Annotated in this window: 17 protein-coding genes; 3 read left to right on the top strand and 14 right to left on the bottom strand. The window is 57.6% G+C overall.

Going from position 1 to position 17,574, the window contains the following annotated elements; translation table 11 throughout:
- Positions 1 to 98: 98 nt before the first annotated feature.
- From VEI50_08115 to smpB, 7 genes are all read right to left on the bottom strand, one after another.
- Positions 99 to 545 (bottom strand): VOC family protein, encoded by a 447-nt coding sequence (locus tag VEI50_08115; protein ID HXX75081.1) that lies wholly within the window; start codon positions 543 to 545, stop codon positions 99 to 101.
- Between the two features lie 28 nt (positions 546 to 573).
- Complete coding sequence (locus tag VEI50_08110) at positions 574 to 1,065, bottom strand: DUF4396 domain-containing protein (protein HXX75080.1); 492 nt, start codon at positions 1,063 to 1,065, stop codon at positions 574 to 576.
- Positions 1,066 to 1,073: 8 nt separating this feature from the next.
- On the bottom strand, positions 1,074 to 1,487 hold the full coding sequence (locus VEI50_08105) for a VOC family protein (GenBank protein ID HXX75079.1): 414 nt from the start codon (positions 1,485 to 1,487) through the stop codon (positions 1,074 to 1,076).
- A complete protein-coding gene (locus VEI50_08100) occupies positions 1,484 to 2,158 on the bottom strand; it encodes a DsbA family oxidoreductase (GenBank protein HXX75078.1) in 675 nt (224 codons plus the stop codon). Before VEI50_08100 ends, VEI50_08105 begins: the two co-directional genes overlap by 4 nt.
- A 62-nt stretch (positions 2,159 to 2,220) precedes the next feature.
- A complete protein-coding gene (locus tag VEI50_08095; GenBank protein HXX75077.1) occupies positions 2,221 to 3,117 on the bottom strand; it encodes a pirin family protein in 897 nt (298 codons plus the stop codon).
- Between the two features lie 92 nt (positions 3,118 to 3,209).
- Entirely contained in the window at positions 3,210 to 3,659 is a 450-nt protein-coding gene (locus tag VEI50_08090) for a DoxX family protein (GenBank protein HXX75076.1), read from the bottom strand.
- Between the two features lie 342 nt (positions 3,660 to 4,001).
- A complete protein-coding gene (gene smpB, locus VEI50_08085) occupies positions 4,002 to 4,475 on the bottom strand; it encodes an SsrA-binding protein SmpB (protein ID HXX75075.1) in 474 nt (157 codons plus the stop codon).
- Between the two features lie 67 nt (positions 4,476 to 4,542).
- On the opposite strand from smpB, the gene VEI50_08080 reads away from it, so the two are divergent.
- Positions 4,543 to 5,031 carry a DUF721 domain-containing protein gene (locus VEI50_08080; protein HXX75074.1) on the top strand — a complete coding sequence of 163 codons (489 nt, stop codon included), beginning with the start codon at positions 4,543 to 4,545 and terminating at the stop codon, positions 5,029 to 5,031.
- On the opposite strand, the gene VEI50_08075 is transcribed toward VEI50_08080, so the two are convergent.
- The 5 genes from VEI50_08075 to dnaA all read right to left on the bottom strand — a co-directional run bounded on the left by VEI50_08075 (position 4,982) and on the right by dnaA (position 13,271).
- Positions 4,982 to 5,581: a hypothetical protein gene (locus VEI50_08075; protein ID HXX75073.1), complete on the bottom strand. Its 600-nt coding sequence runs from the start codon at positions 5,579 to 5,581 to the stop codon at positions 4,982 to 4,984. The two genes, VEI50_08080 and VEI50_08075, sit on opposite strands and share 50 nt — an antisense overlap.
- A 46-nt stretch (positions 5,582 to 5,627) precedes the next feature.
- Positions 5,628 to 8,099, bottom strand: a complete 2,472-nt coding sequence (gyrA, locus tag VEI50_08070; protein ID HXX75072.1) for a DNA gyrase subunit A — start codon at positions 8,097 to 8,099, stop codon at positions 5,628 to 5,630.
- A 92-nt stretch (positions 8,100 to 8,191) separates the two neighbouring features.
- On the bottom strand, positions 8,192 to 10,663 hold the full coding sequence (gene gyrB, locus VEI50_08065) for a DNA topoisomerase (ATP-hydrolyzing) subunit B (protein ID HXX75071.1): 2,472 nt from the start codon (positions 10,661 to 10,663) through the stop codon (positions 8,192 to 8,194).
- 111 nt (positions 10,664 to 10,774) lie between these two features.
- Positions 10,775 to 11,902: a DNA polymerase III subunit beta gene (dnaN, locus tag VEI50_08060; GenBank protein HXX75070.1), complete on the bottom strand. Its 1,128-nt coding sequence runs from the start codon at positions 11,900 to 11,902 to the stop codon at positions 10,775 to 10,777.
- A gap of 25 nt (positions 11,903 to 11,927) precedes the next feature.
- Positions 11,928 to 13,271, bottom strand: a complete 1,344-nt coding sequence (dnaA, locus tag VEI50_08055; protein ID HXX75069.1) for a chromosomal replication initiator protein DnaA — start codon at positions 13,269 to 13,271, stop codon at positions 11,928 to 11,930.
- 612 nt (positions 13,272 to 13,883) lie between these two features.
- On the opposite strand from dnaA, the gene VEI50_08050 reads away from it, so the two are divergent.
- Positions 13,884 to 14,120, top strand: coding sequence for a hypothetical protein (locus tag VEI50_08050; GenBank protein ID HXX75068.1), 237 nt, complete (start codon positions 13,884 to 13,886; stop codon positions 14,118 to 14,120).
- A gap of 57 nt (positions 14,121 to 14,177) precedes the next feature.
- Here VEI50_08050 and VEI50_08045 read toward each other — a convergent pair whose 3' ends face one another.
- Together VEI50_08045 and hisS are read right to left on the bottom strand one after the other, a co-directional pair.
- Complete coding sequence (locus VEI50_08045) at positions 14,178 to 14,498, bottom strand: DsrE family protein (protein ID HXX75067.1); 321 nt, start codon at positions 14,496 to 14,498, stop codon at positions 14,178 to 14,180.
- Positions 14,499 to 14,619: 121 nt separating this feature from the next.
- Entirely contained in the window at positions 14,620 to 15,888 is a 1,269-nt protein-coding gene (hisS, locus tag VEI50_08040) for a histidine--tRNA ligase (GenBank protein ID HXX75066.1), read from the bottom strand.
- A 197-nt stretch (positions 15,889 to 16,085) separates the two neighbouring features.
- Here hisS and VEI50_08035 point away from each other — a divergent pair, with 197 nt between their 5' ends.
- A complete protein-coding gene (locus tag VEI50_08035; GenBank protein ID HXX75065.1) occupies positions 16,086 to 17,573 on the top strand; it encodes an FAD-dependent thymidylate synthase in 1,488 nt (495 codons plus the stop codon).
- Position 17,574 lies beyond the last annotated feature (1 nt).

Genomic DNA, 17,574 nt, shown 5'->3' with positions numbered 1-17,574 from the left:
CGTGAGCAGCGCCCGCTATTTGGCTGCGTGGTGTGGCCTCTTGGTGAACTGTACTCCTTTGAGTCGTGCCGATCGAGGGTAGCAAGCCCTTGATCTGGTTACAACCGCAGGGGCCTGATCGGGGACAACACGGCCTCGGGGTTCTCCTTCCAGATGGACTCGTCCACATCCACGTAGAGTTCAACCTCATTGCCGTCCGGGTCCTGAAGGTAGAGGCTCTGGCTGACTGTGTGGTCGCTTATGCCGTCGATCGTAACACCGGCTCGTTCCAATTCTCTCTTCGCCTCGCGCAATTCATCGAGACTGTCGCCGACTTTGATGCCGATGTGATACAGGCCTCGATGTCTTCCGGTCGGAGGCCCCGGCGCGTCACCGACTTGGATGAGCAACAGCTCGTGATGCGTGCGGCCGGACGTCAACGCGGCGGCCGCTCCGTTGAAAATCCGTCCGACTTCATTGAATCCCAGCAGGTCGCGATAGAATTTCAATGATCGCTCAAGATCCTTCACATAGAACACGACGTGACCGAGATAATGTGCTTTCATTGCAGATCCTCTTTGTCTGAGCTGACCGTTAATGGTGCGCGTAGACCAGGGCGTGTCCGCGACCCTTGCTGATCAACCACCGATTCACCGGCAAGGCGGCCACGAAAGCCACGGCCAGCGACAGTACCAGGCTCCCCCAGAACAGCAGGCTGGTCAACCCCGCGTCCATCGCACCGGGGATCATTAACACCACAGCATTGTCTACAATTTCCATCACGGTGATCGAGAGCGTATCCGAAGCCAACGCCAATCCCGCCGCCGGCCCGAATTCCATGCCACCGGCCAGGAGCGGCCAGAGCGTCATCGAATACCCGAAGAGAAAGGCCAAGACAATGGACACAGCGATGGTCGCAGCGTTGCTCCAACCGAGCGCCACCCCGATCACCATGCCAAGGACTTCACCGATCGCGCAGCCGGTCAGGCAATGGATCGTGGCCGAGACAGCGAGTCCCGTCAGCGAAGCTCGTTCTCCTGCCATGGCATGGTGTTCATGTTGGTGTTGTCCGTGGTCGAGAGTCATAGGTGAACTCATTTCACAAACGTCACTCCTGCCTTCTGCACTTCCTGATAGGGGAGAAGCCAGACCAGCGACTCGTCGGAGAGGTCGCCAACCTGAATACGGTTCCCCCAAGGATCTCGGAAGTCGCAGCGGAAATTCGGATGGAGCTTGAGCTTATACTTCTTCGTGAGTTTCCGCCGAACTTCATCGATCTGTCTCTGATCGCGCACCATAAGGCCAAAGTGTTTCGTGCGGTCTGGTTGGAGCTTCTCGACTTCGAAGATCGCCATGAACTGATGCTCGCCCAGTTTGCACCAGGCCGCGCCTTCCCCTCCCCGGAGCATCTTCAGGCCAAACACATCGGAATAAAACTTCACGGCTTTCTTCGCATCGGTCACTTCGATCACAACATGGTTGCAGCCGTAGACTTGAACCGCCATCATCGACCTACCTTTCGCTCCGCGCGATCAACGTCTGCCCTTTGCAAGGCCGCGACAAAGATATCAGGAAATTGCGCACCGGAGATCGCATAGGTATCGTTCAACAGGAAGTAGGGGACACCGCGAATTCCCAAACGGTGACCTGCTGCTTCTTCAGCACGGACTTCTTCAATTCCCGCATCGCCCGATAGAAACTGCCGGGCCTCCCCGCGACCAAGCCCGGCCTCCACTGCAATCTCGACGAGCGTCGGTCCGTCGCCGATATCCCGGCCTTCCGAGAAATAGGCGTGAAACAGCGCTTCGGCCAGGTCGTCCTGCTTCCCGTGCTGCTGGGCGAACCATAGCAAGCGATGGGCATCGAACGTGTTCGGCGTCCGTTCGATCCGGTCGAAGGCGAACACGATCCCATCCGCTTCACCGGCATTAGCGATGCGTTGCTCCATCGCACGCCGGGCCTCTGGGCCTCCAAATTTCGCGTCGAGATAGGCCTGCCGATCCATGCCGGACTTCGGCATTGTCGGATTCAGCTCAAACGGGCGCCACAGAATGTGCGCCCGGCTTGCGTAACCAGCGGTCTCGAGCGCCTGCTCCAGCCGACGCTTTCCGACATAGCACCAAGGGCACACGACATCGGAATAGATCTCGATCGAGAGTACTGCTGTCGACTGGCCCATGTGAGCTTTCATCCCTGGCGCTACGTCAGCTTTCAACGACATACGTTTCATGAGCGACGGCATCAAGACAAATGTCCCATCTTGCCGGCCTGATAATCGTTCACGGCTTGGACCAGTTCCGCCTTCGTATTCATCACGAATGGGCCATAGCGCGCCACCGGCTCGTGGATTGCTTCGCCGGCCATCACCAGGATCACGGCATCTTCCTCTGCCGTAATCGTCACGTCGTCGCCCGTGGAAGCCCAGACGGCCAGGTCCGCTTCTGCCAACCTCTGCGACTCCGCGACGGATGCTCGGCCGCTCAGGACGAACATACCGACGTTGTGACCCTTCGGAATCTGCAGCGGCAATGAATGACCTGCGCGCAGACGGAGATCGTACAGTTCGATCGGAGTGAAGGTCTTCGCCGGGCCTTTGACGCCTCGCGCCGATCCCGCGATCACACGCAGCGAGCCGGCTCCGTCCTCTAGCGGCACCACCGGAATTTGAGCGTTGACGATGGTTTGATAGCCGGGCGCCGACATCTTGAACGCTTTGGGGAGGTTCACCCACAACTGAATCGCCTGCAGCGTCCCTCCGCGCTTGGCCCATGCGCGCTCGTGCATCTCCTCATGGACGATGCCCGACGCGGCCGTCATCCACTGGACGTCTCCCGGTCCGATGACGCCGGAGTTCCCGGCCGAATCCCGATGGGCCACGATCCCCTGATAGACGATCGTGACGGTTTCGAACCCCCGATGCGGATGTTCGCCGACTCCGCGCGGCGTGTCCGTCGCCGGATAGTACGTAGGCCCCGCATAATCCAGCATGATAAACGGGCTCAGTTCGCGGTCCAGGTCGTTGCTCGGGAGTAGATTGCGGACGTGGAACCCGTCCCCGACAACATGTTGAGAGCCCGGTTGATAGACTTTCACCTGCGCCGCCTTGTTCACATTGGTTGCCAGCATCGCGTCTCTCATTCTGACCTCTCTTTCTCCGCCACGTGCCATGTTCGGACTTGCTCGCCCGATCGGCGGACTGTCAGTCATCGAAACCTTTCATCGGACACTCTTTACACATGCACTCGTTCTGCGATCACTTTATCAACCGACCACTTGCCTGCGCCAGTCACCATGAGTGTCACCGCGATTCCGATCACGAGGAGATGGTACTCATATCCTTCGCCGGCCTGCTTCCCGAACCAGTTCATGAAAAATCCGTTGGGCAGATGGACCATTGTAATCGCCCCCAGCATGATGACTGCGAGGCTTGCCGCCGTAAATCGCGTCAAGAGTCCCAGGAGGAGAGCCACGCTCCCAAAGGATTCTCCGATGATGACAAGGAACGCGATCAACCATGGGAGGTGCATGGTTTCCGTGAAGAAGCCCATCATGCCGGAGAAGCCGAATCCACCGTACCAACCGAGGAGCTTCTGCGCTCCGTGTGGAAACATCACGAACCCCAGCGTCAGTCGTAAGATCAGACCGACCCAACTCTCATCCGTCTGAAAGAGCACTTTCATGGGCACCCCCTTGTGATTAATCGACCCACTGCCTGTTCAAACTGCTGCGATCGCTGAGATCGACATAAAACCCCGGCTGACCCCAGTATAATAGTTCTAGTTAGAACAAAGTCAAGTAACAGTGGCGACGAGAAAGTGGTGATTATTTTGTCTTGCGAGATCAACGAGTTGGAATGTGCGAGTAACAACGACTAACGGCGCCGGCTTTAGAACTTCTCCGCTTTTCTTCAGTCAGCGGGTGGTGCAGACCCGGGCGCCCATTCGCCCGCAGCGTAAGGGACCTACTGGGGGATGGGTGGAGCGAGGACGAATGGGCTGGGTCGGCGACAGGACCCGCTGACTCTACTTTCTCTCCTTGATCGCCCGTTCGACTTCGCGACCGGCTTCTCTGGCCTTGATCGATTCCCTTCGGTCGTACTGCTTCTTTCCCTTCGCCAGACCGATCTCGACCTTCGCATGGCCGCGCTTGGAGAAGTAGATGCGGAGCGGCACGAGCGTGAGCCCTTTCTGCTGAGTCTTTCCGATGAGTTTGTTGATTTCCTTCCGATGCAACAGCAGCTTTCTGGCCCTTGTCGGGTCGTGGTTCATGATGTTGCCATGACTGTAGGGACTGATATGGCATTGGTGCAAAAAGATTTCGTTCCCATGGACGGAGGCATAGCTGTCCTGCAGGTTCACGCGGCCTTCCCGCAGGGACTTTACTTCCGTTCCCTTGAGCACGAGGCCGGCTTCCAGTTTCTCTTCGATAAAATAATCGTGGTAGGCCTTCCGATTGGTCGCCACGACTTTTTGATGATCGTCTGAAGCTTTGGTCATGTCGCACTGTCGATCGGAGTGAGTCTTCTCGCTTGACCGCTGTGCGCACACTCCCTATCATGCGCGCATGCGCGGCGTCCGCCCACTCGATTCGATCGGGACCGTACTCAACGGTCTAGCCCGCCGCTTGGGTCTTGAGTCGAAACTCCTTGAAAGCCGCGTTCGGCGAGAATGGGGTGCGATTGTCGGCGAACCGATCGCCTCCAACACCTGGCCCGATCAAATCCGATACAAGAAACTGTACGTGCGCGTCCATAATAGCGTCTGGCTCCACCAACTGACTTTTCTCAAGCCGACGCTGATTGAGAAACTTCACAGCGCGGTCGGCGCGGATTTCATCGCCGACATCGTGTTCCGGGTGGGGGAGCTTCCGGAGTCGGACCAGGTGTCCTCCTCTGTAGACCAAAGCACAGACGCGAGCAATCCGAGCGTCGATCTCCTCGCGGAAACCTCCGCTCACGCGTCTCCAATTCACGATCCGGATCTTCGGTATCGCTTTGCGCACCTCATGGCGCACTCGCTCGCTCGCTCGACCCGGTCAAGGGCTGACCGATAGGTCCCTTGAACAGCTGGCGGGAATAAGCCATCGTCGCGGCTGTATCAGGGCCCTCGACCAACGGACCGATCCGGCCCTCTTCTTCCGAATCAGTCAGTTGGTAGAAACCCCGTAACGCCTTCCGAAACCCCTCCCGCACGTCTCGATCTTCACCTGTTAGGTACTGATGGAGGATCGGTGCCTCTGCCCAGTCATCCAGCGTAAAGATGTAGATCGTGATACGGTGATAACGGCTCTGAGGATCATCGGGCGTCGTCGGGCGAATCTTCATGGCCCCGAAGTTTCTGGTTTCCCGGCCGACTTTCCGGAAGCGCTCGATGAGGGTTTCAATCTCCGCGTCGCTCGTCCAGGCCGGCACGTGAACCGCGACGGCCGACCCTTCTTGCGACCCGATGCTGTAAGGTGGAATGGACCGGTCGGGACGGCTGAGATACATCCCGCCCCAGATCAACGCAAAGGACCCGACGAATACTCCCAGCGCCATCTTGACGACGGTATCGAGCGGTTTCTTTTGCCCGGGTACCGCCGGCTGACTCGTTGAATCATTCATGGGTGGGAACAAATCGGTCAGGGAGGCCGGGTGTCACGGACGAAGATCAGTTAACAGCACTCTCGTCAGGTCCCGCGTCATCGCGTTCGGTACTTTCGGCCAGCCGAGCCACTGCCACAACCCGGTCGTCCCCGTTAAGCTCGAGAATCCGCACCCCTTGCGTGTTGCGGCCGATTTCTCGGATGTCGTCGACGCTGCAGCGCAACACCTTGCCTTGCGCCGCCATGAGCATGATTTGATCGCCCTCGCGGACTTGGAGAAAACCCACGGCCAGACCGTTCCGCTCGGTCGTCTTGACGCTGATGATGCCCTTGCCGCCCCGGCCCTGAATGCGATATTCGGTCACCGGCGTCCGTTTGCCATAGCCGCCTTCCGTCACCGTGAGAATGGACGTGGTGGAATCTGGCGTGATGGTCTCCATCCCGATGACGACATTGCCTTCTTCGAGCGTGATGCCTTTTACGCCGTAGGCGGTGCGGCCCATGGGCCGGACTTCGTCCTCCGTAAATCGAATGGTAATGCCCTGCTTGGTCCCCAGGAGAATCTCGCGCTGGCCGTCTGTGACATGGACGCTGATCAGCTTGTCGCCCTCTTCCAGTCCCAACGCGATGATTCCACCCTGTCTCGGATTCCCGTAGGCCGAGAGTTCCGTTTTCTTGACGATGCCCTGTTTCGTCGCCATCACCACGAAGCGGTCTTCCCGGAATTCTTTCACTGGTAGAGTCGCTGTGACCTTTTCATCGCCCGCGAGCGCCAAGAGATTCACCAATGCTTTGCCCTTTGCGGCGCGCCCTGCCTCTGGAATTTCATGGACTTTCAGCCAGTACACTTTGCCCGCGTCGGTGAAGAACAACAGATAGTCGTGAGTCGACGCCGTAAACAGTGTTTCGACGAAATCCTCTTCCTTGATGCCCATGCCGATCTTGCCCTTGCCGCCACGACGTTGGGCTCGATAGAGCGAGACGGGATTGCGCTTGATATACCCGGCGTGCGAGATCGTGACGACGACTTCCTCTTCCGCAATCAGGTCCTCGACGTTGATTTCCGCCTCTTCCTTCACGATCTGTGTCTTACGGTCGTCCTTGTAGCTCTCGCGGATTTCGATCAACTCGTCCTTGATGATCTTCCGCACCAAGGCCTCGCTCCCCAGGACCGACTTTAGATACTCGATCTGCTTCAACACCTCCGCGTATTCCTCGATGAGCTTCGTCCGCTCCAGTTGCGTCAGGCGTTGGAGCCGCATGTCCAGAATGGCATTGGCCTGGATTTCGCTCAGCGAGAACTGTCGCATCAACCCGGCCCTGGCTTCGTCGGGCGATTGGGCGCGCCGGATCAGCGTGATGACGACGTCGAGATGGTCGAGGGCGATCTTGAGCCCTTCGAGGATGTGGGCCCGGTCTTCCGCTTTGCGCAACTCGTAGGCGGTCCGCCGGACGACGACCTCGCGGCGATGATCGACGAAGTGCTGGAGGATCTGCCTGAGATTCAGCACCTCCGGCCGGTTATTCACCAGCGCCAGCATGATCACGCCAAAGGTCGTCTGGAGCTGCGAGTGTTTGTACAGATTGTTCAGTACGACAAGCGGGATTTCACTCCGCTTGAGTTCAATCACGATGCGCACGCCCTCGCGATCCGATTCATCGCGCAGGTCCGAGATGCCCTTGATGCGATCCTCCTGGATCAGCTCGGCGATCCGCTCGATCAACTTGGCTTTGTTCACCTGGTACGGAATTTCGGTCACGATCAGACGCTCGCGCTCCGTCCGTTCATCCGACTCGATATTGACTTTCGCCCGCAGGGTCAGCAGGCCCCGGCCGGTCTCATAGGCCTCTTTGATCCCGGCCGTGCCGTAGATAAAGCCGGCGGTCGGGAAGTCGGGGCCCGGAATCTTTTTCATGAGCTGGGCAATCGTCGTGTCAGGCTCGTCGAGCAATAGCAGGAGTCCGTCGATGACTTCCGCGATGTTATGGGTCGGAATGTTCGTCGCGTAGCCGACCGCGATTCCACCTGCACCGTTCACCAGGAGATTCGGGACCTTCGACGGGAGGACCAGCGGCTCGACACGGGACTCGTCATAGTTCGGGCCGAAGTCGACCGTTTCCTTGTCGATGTCGGCCAGCATCTCTTCGGCCAGCTTCGCCAGCCGCGCCTCGGTATAGCGCATGGCCGCCGGTGGATCACCGTCCACAGAGCCATAGTTGCCCTGGCCGTCCACGAGTAGATAGCGCATGTTGAAGTCTTGCGCCATCCGAACCAAGGTATCGTAGATCGCGCTGTCGCCGTGGGGATGGTAGTTCCCCATGATCTCGCCGACAATCTTGGCGGACTTCCGATAGGGCCGGTTGTGGACCAAGCCCATTTCGTTCATGCCGAAGAGGATGCGGCGATGCACCGGCTTCAGACCGTCTCGTACATCGGGCAAGGCTCGGCCCACGATGACGCTCATCGCGTAGCTCAGGTACGACGAGCGCATCTCGTCTTCGATTGCAATCTGACTCAGCCGTTCATCGGGGGGCATTCCGACTCCGTCGGTGGGCGAGAGACGAGGGGCACGAGGCTAGAGTTGACTGCCCAACCTCTAGCCCCTTGCCACTGGCCCCTAGCCAATTTCTACACATCCAAGTTCCTGACTTCCAACGCGTGATCCTGAATGAAGTTCCGCCGGGGCTCGACTTCATCGCCCATGAGAATCGTGAAGATTTCATCGACCCCGGTGATGTCTTCCAATTTCACCCTCAACAGCGTCCGCACCTCAGGATTCATGGTGGTTTCCCAGAGCTGCCCGGGGTTCATTTCACCGAGACCTTTATACCGCTGGATGCTGAGTCCCTGTTTGCCCATATCCAAGATCGCCTTGACCAATTCGTCGGTCTCCGCTTCCTGCTGGACCTGACCTTTTGCCTTCAATTTATAAGGAGGACGGCCGATCCCGATTACCGATGGCGCCAACTTTTGAAGCTCGCGGAACTCGGCAGAGCCCACCAGATCGTGCGTCACGTCCAAACTGTGGGTGATTCCGCTCACGAGCAGACGGCAGGTCACTTTGTTCGACTGATGTTCCTCATCGTCGACGATCTCGATGGCTGGTGTCAGCTTGGGGTAGACAACGGCCAAGGTTTTCTTCACTTCCGTCACTACATTCTTCAGCGCGTTCTTGTTCTTGAGCAATTCGCGATCGAGTCCCGGCACGTCCACGAAGGCCCGCAGCATGCTGGCTTCATGGGGCTTCTTGTTAAGACGGGTCAGGAGCGTCTCGAATGCGATGAGCTTCTTCAAGATCGGCAGCAGACGGCGGCCTGTGACGTAGTCCTGTGCTCCTTCCACGTAGACTTCGACATCCTCGACCGCCAAGTCGGCTAGGTGTTCGTTCAGGGCACCCTCATCCTTCAAATATCGTTCGGCTTTCCCTTTCTTCACTTTGAAAAGCGGAGGCTGGGCAATATAGATGTAGCCCCGTTCGATCAACTCAGGCATTTGGCGGAAGAAGAACGTCAGGAGCAGGGTCCGGATGTGGCTGCCGTCGACGTCCGCGTCGGTCATGAGAATAATCTTGTGGTACCGGGCCTTGGCGATGTCGAACGTGTCTTTGTCGCCCTTATCGCCCTCTTCACGTTTGCGCCCGATGCCGGTCCCGAGCGCCATGATCAAGACGCGGATTTCCTCGCTGGAGAGCATCTTGTCGAAGCGCGCCTTTTCGACGTTGAGAATCTTGCCCTTCAACGGCAGGATCGCTTGGAATTTCCGGTCTCGCCCCTGCTTCGCTGATCCGCCGGCGGAATCACCCTCGACAATATAGAGTTCGCTCAACGCCGGATCCTTCTCCGCACAGTCCGCCAGCTTGCCCGGAAGCGAGCCGCCATCCAACGCGCTCTTACGCCGAATAAGGTCCTTGGCCTTACGCGCCGCTTCGCGTGCGCGGGCCGCATCGATGGCCTTGCCGATGATTTTCCGCGCGACCGGCGGATTTTCTTCGAAGTACGTTCCTAGCGCTTCGTTGACCGCAGCTTCGACGATTCCTTTGACTTCGCTGTTACCAAGCTTGGCCTTGGTTTGCCCTTCGAATTGCGGATTGCGGACCTTGACGCTGACCACAGCCGTGAGACCCTCGCGCACATCGTCACCGGTGAGCGACTCGGTCTCTTTCTTCAGCAGATCGTTCGCGTTCGCATAATTGTTAATCGTGCGGGTCAAGGCGGCCTTGAAGCCGACGAGGTGTGTGCCACCTTCCTTGGTATTGATATTGTTCGCGAAGGAGAAGAGATTTTCCGCGTAGCTGTCGTTGTATTGCAACGCCACTTCCAGGATCATTTTCTCTTTTTCGACGTTGACGTAGATCGGCTTGTGGAGCGGGGTCTTGGCTTCGTTCAGATGCTCGACGAAGGATATGATGCCGCCCTTGTAGAGGAACACCTGTTCCTTGGCCGGCTCTTTGCGGTCGTCCTTCAGGGTAATCGCAAGGCCTTTGTTGAGGAAGGCAAGCTCGCGCAGCCGTTGCGCCAATACGTCGAAGCTGAAGTCCAGCGTTTCAAAGATCTGACCGTCCGGCTTGAATCGGACCTTCGTGCCTCGACGCTTCGTTTTTCCTGTATCTTTGAGCGGCGCGTTCGGTTTCCCCCGCTCATACCGTTGTTCGAATACCTGCCCGTCCTGCCAGATTTCCAACTCCAACCATTCAGAGAGCGCGTTGACGACCGAAATGCCGACGCCGTGTAATCCGCCGGAGACTGTGTAGGCACCCTGTTCGAATTTGCCTCCGGCATGCAGCATCGTGAGCGCGACTTCTGCAGCGGACTTCTTCTGCGTGGGATGCATGCCGGTCGGGATACCGCGTCCGTTGTCGACGACCGTGACGCTGCCGTCAATGTGGATGGTCACCTCGATCGTCTCGCCGAAGCCAGCCATGTGTTCGTCGACGCTGTTATCGACGACTTCGTACACGAGGTGATGGAGGCCGTCCACGCTGGTGCTGCCGATATACATCGCCGGCCGCTTGCGCACGGCATCGAGGCCCTCCAGGACCTTGATCTGGTCCGCACTGTAGCTCTCTGATTTCGGCCGCTCCGCTGTCTCGTCAGTAGCCATTCGGCTCCTCTGCTGATTGGTCAACCAACATCTGTCCCCGGTCATGTAGTCCACGGGTGTCATGCCTGGCGGCAAGCATCCGCACGACTCATGACCGGTGACAATGGATGCCTAGATCTTGATCGGCATCACGACGCACTTGAACCCTGGACTATCGGGCTCCTGGATCAAACAGGGACTGAGCGGGTTGTCCATCTGGAGAGAGATCGTCTCTCCGTCCATCACCCCGAAGACATCCAGGAGGTAGCGGGCGTTGAACCCTGTATTCAGGGCCTCGCCGTCGTACCGCGCCGCCAGTTCTTCCGTGGCCTCGCCATAGTCCGGATTGCTCGAGAACAGCGTCATCCGCCCCGCCGCAAATGAGACTTTCACGGCGTTCGCCTTGTCCCGCGAGAGCACCGAGACGCGGCGGAGGGCGCTCTCGAATTCGACGCGGTTGACGCTGACCTTTTTCTGGCCTTCTTTTGGAATGACCTGCTGATAGTTGGGGTAGTTTCCCTCCATCAGCCGGGAGGTCAACAAAAGACCGCTTTTCCGGAAGATCATGAGGTTCTTGGTGAACCCGATCAACGGTTCCCCATCACCGCCTTCTTCCAGCAGGCGCTGCATCTCATGCGCCGCCTTTTTAGGAATGATCGCCTTGATTTCTTGCGGCGCCCCCTTGCCGGTTGCCTTGCCGACGTCCTGTTCAGCCACCGCCAACCGGTGACCGTCGGTGCCAACCAACCGCAACATCGTCTTCTTATCGGTCGTGATCAGCGTGACCAGGAGCCCGTTGAGAATATACCGTGCATCGTTGTCGCCGGCCGCAAAGAGGGTCTTGCGAATCAGTTCGAGAAGGCCGGCTCCCGCGAGGGGAATAAGGCCCTCTCGATCGATGGTCGGAAGCGCCGGATAGTCCGCGCTCGGAAGCCCGACAATCTTGAACTGGCTTTTGCCTGCTTGAATCGTCGTCCAATTATTGTCTCCTGATATGAGCTCGATGTCCCCCGCCGGAAGTTCCTTGATTATCTCATACAGCTTGCGTGCGGAGACGGTAATGCCTCCCGGCTTCAGAACCGTGGCCTTGTAGAGCCCGCGCATTCCCAGCTCCAAGTCGGTGGCCACGATCTCCGCCCCCTCCTGCTTGGCCTCGAACAGGATATTGGAAAGAATGGGCATGGTGTTTCGCTTCTCCACGACGCCCTGTACGCGCTGGAGGCCCGTCAACAATTCGTCACGCCCAATCCGTACCTTCATGGTCGTCTCTCCCTCGAGCGCCTCGTCACCCCCTGAGAATCTCCTCCCTGAGGCTCTCCAATGTCGCGTTCAGCGTGGCGTCGCCGTCCTGTGCTTTCGTGATCTGCCGACAGGCATGAATGATCGTCGTATGATCCTTCCCGCCGAAATGACGCCCGATCTCGGGATAGGATGCGTCGGTCAATTCGCGACAGAGGTACATCGCGATTTGGCGCGGATGCACGAGCGTCTTGCTGCGACGCCTCGACTTGAGGTCGGCGATCTTCACGTGAAAGCGCGCGCTCACGGCCTCTTGAATATCTTCCATCGACACGATCTTCTTTTTGTCGCCGATGAGGTCCCGGAGCACGTTCTTCGCCATGTCGAGGGTGATCGTCTGCCCGGTCAACGACGCATAGGCTCCAAGGCGCACCAGCGATCCTTCGAGCTCGCGGATGTTGCTTTTCATGGTTGTTGAGAGAAACTGGATCACGTCCTCCGGCAGCGTGACACCCTCGTCTTCGGACTTCTTCCTGAGAATGGCGATCCTGGTTTCAACGTCGGGCGGCTGTAAATCTGCGATCAGTCCCCATTCAAACCGTGACCGCAGCCGTTCTTCGATATCGGGCATGTCTTTGGGGAACCGGTCGCTGGATAAAACAATCTGCTTGTGGGCCTCGTACAACGAGTTGAACGTGTGAAAGAATTCCTCCTGTGTCCGTTCTTTCCCGGCCAAGAACTGGATGTCGTCGATCATCAACATGTCGATGTGACGATACCGTTTGCGCAGGTCCATCATCTTGTCATAGCGGATGGAGTTGATGACTTCGTTGGTAAATTGCTCTGTCGTCAGGTATGCGATCCGGAGGTCGGTTCGCTCCGCAACATGGTTCGCGATCGCATTTAAGAGGTGCGTTTTGCCCAACCCCACACCGCCATAGATGAAGAGCGGGTTATACGCCTTGGCCGGCTGCTCGGCCACAGCCATACAGGCTGCATGGGCGAACTGATTGCCGGCTCCCACGACAAAGTTCTTAAAGGTGTATTTGGGATTGAGTTGTCCCCCTCTCCTTGCGCGGACCGGAGTCCCGGTCCGGCCCGCCTGACTGATTGGGGGATTTTCTGGTTGACGGGCTGCATAACGCTGAAACACGACAAAGCTTACAGCGAGGTCGCCACCCCCCCTGGCATTTGAGACAGCCTCCGCAAGCAGCGGACCATAATGCTGACTGAGCCAATCCCCAAAAAACTTATTAGGAACGCCTATTTGTGCGGTCGACTCCTCAATTCTCTCAAGCTGAACCGGAGTGAACCAGGTGTCGTAGACCTGCTTTGGGACCTTACCCTGAATGTAGGACAGAGCCTCTTGCCAGACGCTCGTAACGCTCATAACCCCTTATGGTTGTTCATTCACAGGCTTATTCACACCTGTGGATAAGTTGGATTTCTGTATCTTTTTTCTCTGGTGATCGTAGCCATTCGAACGTCTCTCTTTTTGTCACACACTTTGCTACTTCCAGACGTTCCCCAGTATGTCCACTGTTCGCACAGGGATCATACAGAGTCAATCCCCAAGGACTTCCCCAGAGACCGAGTAACTTATTTCCATACCCCAACAGTCGTTTCGACTCATCCCCACTATCTGCTGACCTTACTACTACTTCTCCTACTACGCCGAGGTTTCTCTCTTCTGACACACTTTTCTTCGGAGTAAGACCTGGTCGTCCTTATATGACAACCACACGGTCCGCTTCAAAAACTTTCCTCACGAGATCATCGTAAGAGAATGCACGTGAAGCAGCCTCTTCAATAAGGACTACCTCTACTCCTGGATCTGAAGTATGAAACAGCGCACGAGAAATCTCATTCGGATGCCGACGAAGCAGATACAATGTCTTGCTCACCAAGAAACTCCCACAGGAAATCAAAAGACTAAACTGCGATCCACCGACTGAAGAACTCCTCTGATCTTGTCCGAAGATGCAGCAGATACAGCAAATTCATGACGCAATGGCCTAGGAAAGGAGTCAGCCTCCATAAGAAATGGGACCCGCAGTTGGCTGAGGGAGGGAAGGTATTTTTCGAGGATATCGACGTCAACCACATCATCAGTGTCGTCCGTGAGGAGGAGGGGAGTGTGATCGAGAAGGATGACCGTGGTCTCATGCTCCCCAGCGCAAAGACCCAACGCAATACGCAAGGCCTCAACAGGGCGATGCGTCTTGCAGGGATCACCTGAAATCACGACCGCCACACGTTTTGGCATAGGCACCAGATGAACGGAAAAGAAGGAATTTTACGTGAATGCCAAGAAACGATCACACCCATCGATAATCCCGGAGAGCACGACCAACCCAGAAAGAGAGATCTTCGGATTGATATCTTTGGTCGAAACCCCATGTTGCTGGCAGCCATAGGCACAGACAGACATCTTCGCTCCAGCCTGAATCAAGTCTCCATAACGTGTGTCCATTAGGCTCTTTACACCCTCATCGATGAGATAGAGATAAACGTCAATCCCCTGACGGAGAGCCGCGTCAGTGAGGCGCAAGACCGTGTTGACACTCGGATGAGACGGGGGTGTGGATAAAAGGAGGCCGAGTTTACGGGGTGCCATGGGAATCCACAGGAGAAAAATAAACAACTTCCGAATACTATCAAATAGTTACGGATTGGTGTGCTCGAGGGGAGTCTACGGGTTTTTGAAAAGAAAAGCAACTGGAAAAAAGCGCGGTTTTTCAGCCTAAAACGCGCGATTTAAGGAGGGTAGGAAAGTCCCCCAAGGACAGTTCCTCTTGAGCTTTCGAGTGCATGTTACGGAGAATTCCAGAACCACGTTTTACCTCGTCATCCCCGAGGAGAATTGCGAAGGAACACGCGGCTCGGTCAGCCTGACGCAGATGGGCCTTGAGGGATGTTGAACGATAGTCAGTTTGCGCACTGAATCCAGCTCGCCGCAGCGCTTCAAGGAGAAGCACGCCAGCGCGATTTCCTTCCGCTCCAAACGCTGCTACGTAAATCGATGGCCCGATCGATGAAGCCGTTCCCTCAGGGAGCATCAGCGTCACACGCTCGAGGCCAACAGCAAAACCCACTGCCGGAACGCTGGGGCCTCCCAACGACTCGACGAGACCGTCGTAGCGCCCCCCGGCGCCGACGGCATTCTGTGCCCCCAGGTGTGTCGAGGTAATCTCGAACGCCGTCAGGCAGTAGTAGTCGAGCCCGCGCACCAAGCGGTGATTCAACTGGTAGGGGATTCCGATCACGGCCAATCCCGCGAGAACCTCGTCGAAATGTACCTGAGCCTCTGCCGAGAGATGATCAGTCAGGCGAGGAGCCTTGTCGGTAACCGTCCGGCACTCAGGAACCTTGCAATCCAGAATCCGCAAGGGATTCGTCTCGATACGACGTCGGCAGTTTGCACAGAGCCGAGATTCGTGCTGCTTGAGAAATGAGACCAGAGCCGGCAGATAGGCCGCTCGGTCCGCGCTGGTCCCCAGACTGTTCATCTCCAGCGTCAAATCCGGCAACGACAGATCAGACAAAAAACGCCAGAGCAGCGCGATCACCTCCACATCAGCCCGAGGGTCCGAAGTGCCGAAACTTTCGACGCCGAATTGATGAAATTGCCGGAGGCGGCCCGCCTGAGGACGCTCATGTCGGAACATGGGCCCCAGGTAGAAATATTTCTGGGGGAGCGGGTCGGCCGCGAGATTATGTTCGATAAAGGCACGGACCGTCCCGGCTGTGCCCTCCGGGCGAAGTGTCAGCGACGTGCCATCCCGGTCGGCGAACGTATACATTTCCTTCTCGACAATGTCGGTTGTGGCGCCGATACTCCGAGCGAACAGCGTCGTCACCTCAAAGATCGGGATACGGATCTCCTGAAACCCATAGCGCAGCGCAGCTCCTCTCGCTGCCTCTTCAATCACACGCCATCGAGGGGTCTCTTCCGGGAGAATATCTTTGACGCCCTTAATGCCTTTGATCATATCTTGCTTGGCCATGGGCGCGAGGATCCGAGGCGAGGGGCTAGAGGAAAGAGAGCCCCTAGCCACGAGCCCCTTGCCTCTCGCGCATGCGCGTCGCGACTATAGCGGCGCGTTCCGCGGCAAGTCAACGGAGCGGACCTTGCGCCTCGCTAAAACGGGGGGTATAGTGCGCTCCTCACGATTGTGGGCTGTGAGCAGAGGTCATTTGTGCGATGAGCCAGGATCAATCCAACCGACGCGTGATCGCAGTGGCTCCCATGCCGCCGGAGAAGTCGGCCTACGCCCTTGCCCGCTACAGCCGTTCGCCCGATTCCATCGAGAGCAGCATCCGCTGGGTGCACGGCCATTCCTCAGAGAAATTCTGGGATCAGTTCTACTTTGACTACGGGCACGCGTCGATCGCCGACCTCGGCCATGTCATCATTTGTTTCGAGGACGTTTCCGAACTTGCGGCGATCCGCCTCGAGGACGAACCGTTATGGGACGGGCAGGCAAAATCAAGCCGCTATCAGAACTTCGCCTCTGGCGCATGGTACATTCCGGACAGCCTGCGCGGGTCGGAAACGGAGGGAACGTACCATGGCATCCTCCGGAGCCTTGCCGAAGCCTATCGCCTCCTGCACCAACCATTGACTCAATTTCTGTCGGAGCGGGAACCTCGCCCGGAAACCATGAAACCCGGCGATTACCAACGGACCATCGCCGCACGCGCGTTCGACGTCACGCGATACCTGTTGCCGCTCGCGGCCAAGACAAATGTCGGACAGGTCGTGAGCATCCGAACGCTAGAAAAGCAGATCACGAGACTCCTCTCGTCGCAGTTACCCGAGCTCCGCATGATTGGAGACGACCTCAAGGATGCCTGCCAGCGCCCGCCCGTGAACCTGTGGGGGGAACTCAACGGCCAGGCAGCCGGCATGAGCGAACCGTTGGCGCCGACCCTCGCGCGCCATGCGAAGCCGAACGAATATCAATCCAGGGTCTACCAGGACCTCGCCAGATATGCGAAAGACGTACTGAAGGGAACGGGCTTGGATCAACCGGCGACGTGGGGTGAGCCGGAGTCGGTAGACCTGATCGAACCGCACGACCCGTTGGACGAGGTCGCGACGACGTTGCTCTATCGCGTGTCCCACGCCCCCTATCGCAACGTGCTCGCAGTCGTCCGCAGCTGGACGGAGAAGCAAAAGCAGGAAACGATCGACGTGGCGCTGAGCACCAGAGGGCCGTACGATGAACTCATCAAGGAATTTCGCAGCGGCTATGCCTTCACGTTCGATGTGTTGATGGACATCGGGGGCTGGCGCGACCTGCACCGGCACCGGCGCTGCCAGCAGGTGCAGCAGAACTTCACAACGGTCCACGGATTCGACGTGCCGCCGCCGCTCGTGCAAGCGGGACTGGATCAGGAGTATCGCCAAGCGATGGACGCCGTGCGGGTCGACATCGAGCAGCTTAGGAAATCCAGCGCGGAGGGCGCGCTGTACGCCATTCCCTTCGGATTCAAAGTTCGCTGCCTGTTTAAGATGGACTATGCCGAGGCCGAATATATCGCCAAACTCCGGTCTGGCGTGAAGGGCCACTGGTCGTACCGCACCGTTGCCTGGCTGATGAAGCAGAAACTCACCGCGCGCTATCCCGCCCTCGGCGATCGCATTCAAGCCACGTCGCCCGATATCGAGGACACGCTTACCAGGTAAC

Source organism: Nitrospiraceae bacterium, from assembly GCA_035623075.1.
GTDB lineage: Bacteria > Nitrospirota > Nitrospiria > Nitrospirales > Nitrospiraceae > DASPUC01.
This window is presented reverse-complemented; position numbering and strand designations above follow the sequence as displayed.

Excerpts from the sequence above, each read along its gene's own strand:
- VEI50_08105 (HXX75079.1), bottom strand. The coding sequence starts at position 1,487 with ATGATGGCGGTTCAAGTCTACGGCTGCAACCATGTTGTGATCGAAGTG.
- dnaA (HXX75069.1), bottom strand. The coding sequence starts at position 13,271 with ATGAGCGTTACGAGCGTCTGGCAAGAGGCTCTGTCCTACATTCAGGGT.
- gyrB (HXX75071.1), bottom strand. The coding sequence starts at position 10,663 with ATGGCTACTGACGAGACAGCGGAGCGGCCGAAATCAGAGAGCTACAGT.
- VEI50_08035 (HXX75065.1), top strand. The coding sequence starts at position 16,086 with ATGAGCCAGGATCAATCCAACCGACGCGTGATCGCAGTGGCTCCCATG.
- VEI50_08080 (HXX75074.1), top strand. The coding sequence starts at position 4,543 with ATGCGCGGCGTCCGCCCACTCGATTCGATCGGGACCGTACTCAACGGT.
- VEI50_08095 (HXX75077.1), bottom strand. The coding sequence starts at position 3,117 with ATGAGAGACGCGATGCTGGCAACCAATGTGAACAAGGCGGCGCAGGTG.
- hisS (HXX75066.1), bottom strand. The coding sequence starts at position 15,888 with ATGGCCAAGCAAGATATGATCAAAGGCATTAAGGGCGTCAAAGATATT.
- VEI50_08090 (HXX75076.1), bottom strand. The coding sequence starts at position 3,659 with ATGAAAGTGCTCTTTCAGACGGATGAGAGTTGGGTCGGTCTGATCTTA.
- dnaN (HXX75070.1), bottom strand. The coding sequence starts at position 11,902 with ATGAAGGTACGGATTGGGCGTGACGAATTGTTGACGGGCCTCCAGCGC.
- smpB (HXX75075.1), bottom strand. The coding sequence starts at position 4,475 with ATGACCAAAGCTTCAGACGATCATCAAAAAGTCGTGGCGACCAATCGG.
- VEI50_08050 (HXX75068.1), top strand. The coding sequence starts at position 13,884 with ATGACGCAATGGCCTAGGAAAGGAGTCAGCCTCCATAAGAAATGGGAC.
- VEI50_08075 (HXX75073.1), bottom strand. The coding sequence starts at position 5,581 with ATGAATGATTCAACGAGTCAGCCGGCGGTACCCGGGCAAAAGAAACCG.
- VEI50_08100 (HXX75078.1), bottom strand. The coding sequence starts at position 2,158 with ATGGGCCAGTCGACAGCAGTACTCTCGATCGAGATCTATTCCGATGTC.
- gyrA (HXX75072.1), bottom strand. The coding sequence starts at position 8,099 with ATGCCCCCCGATGAACGGCTGAGTCAGATTGCAATCGAAGACGAGATG.
- VEI50_08110 (HXX75080.1), bottom strand. The coding sequence starts at position 1,065 with ATGACTCTCGACCACGGACAACACCAACATGAACACCATGCCATGGCA.
- VEI50_08045 (HXX75067.1), bottom strand. The coding sequence starts at position 14,498 with ATGGCACCCCGTAAACTCGGCCTCCTTTTATCCACACCCCCGTCTCAT.
- VEI50_08115 (HXX75081.1), bottom strand. The coding sequence starts at position 545 with ATGAAAGCACATTATCTCGGTCACGTCGTGTTCTATGTGAAGGATCTT.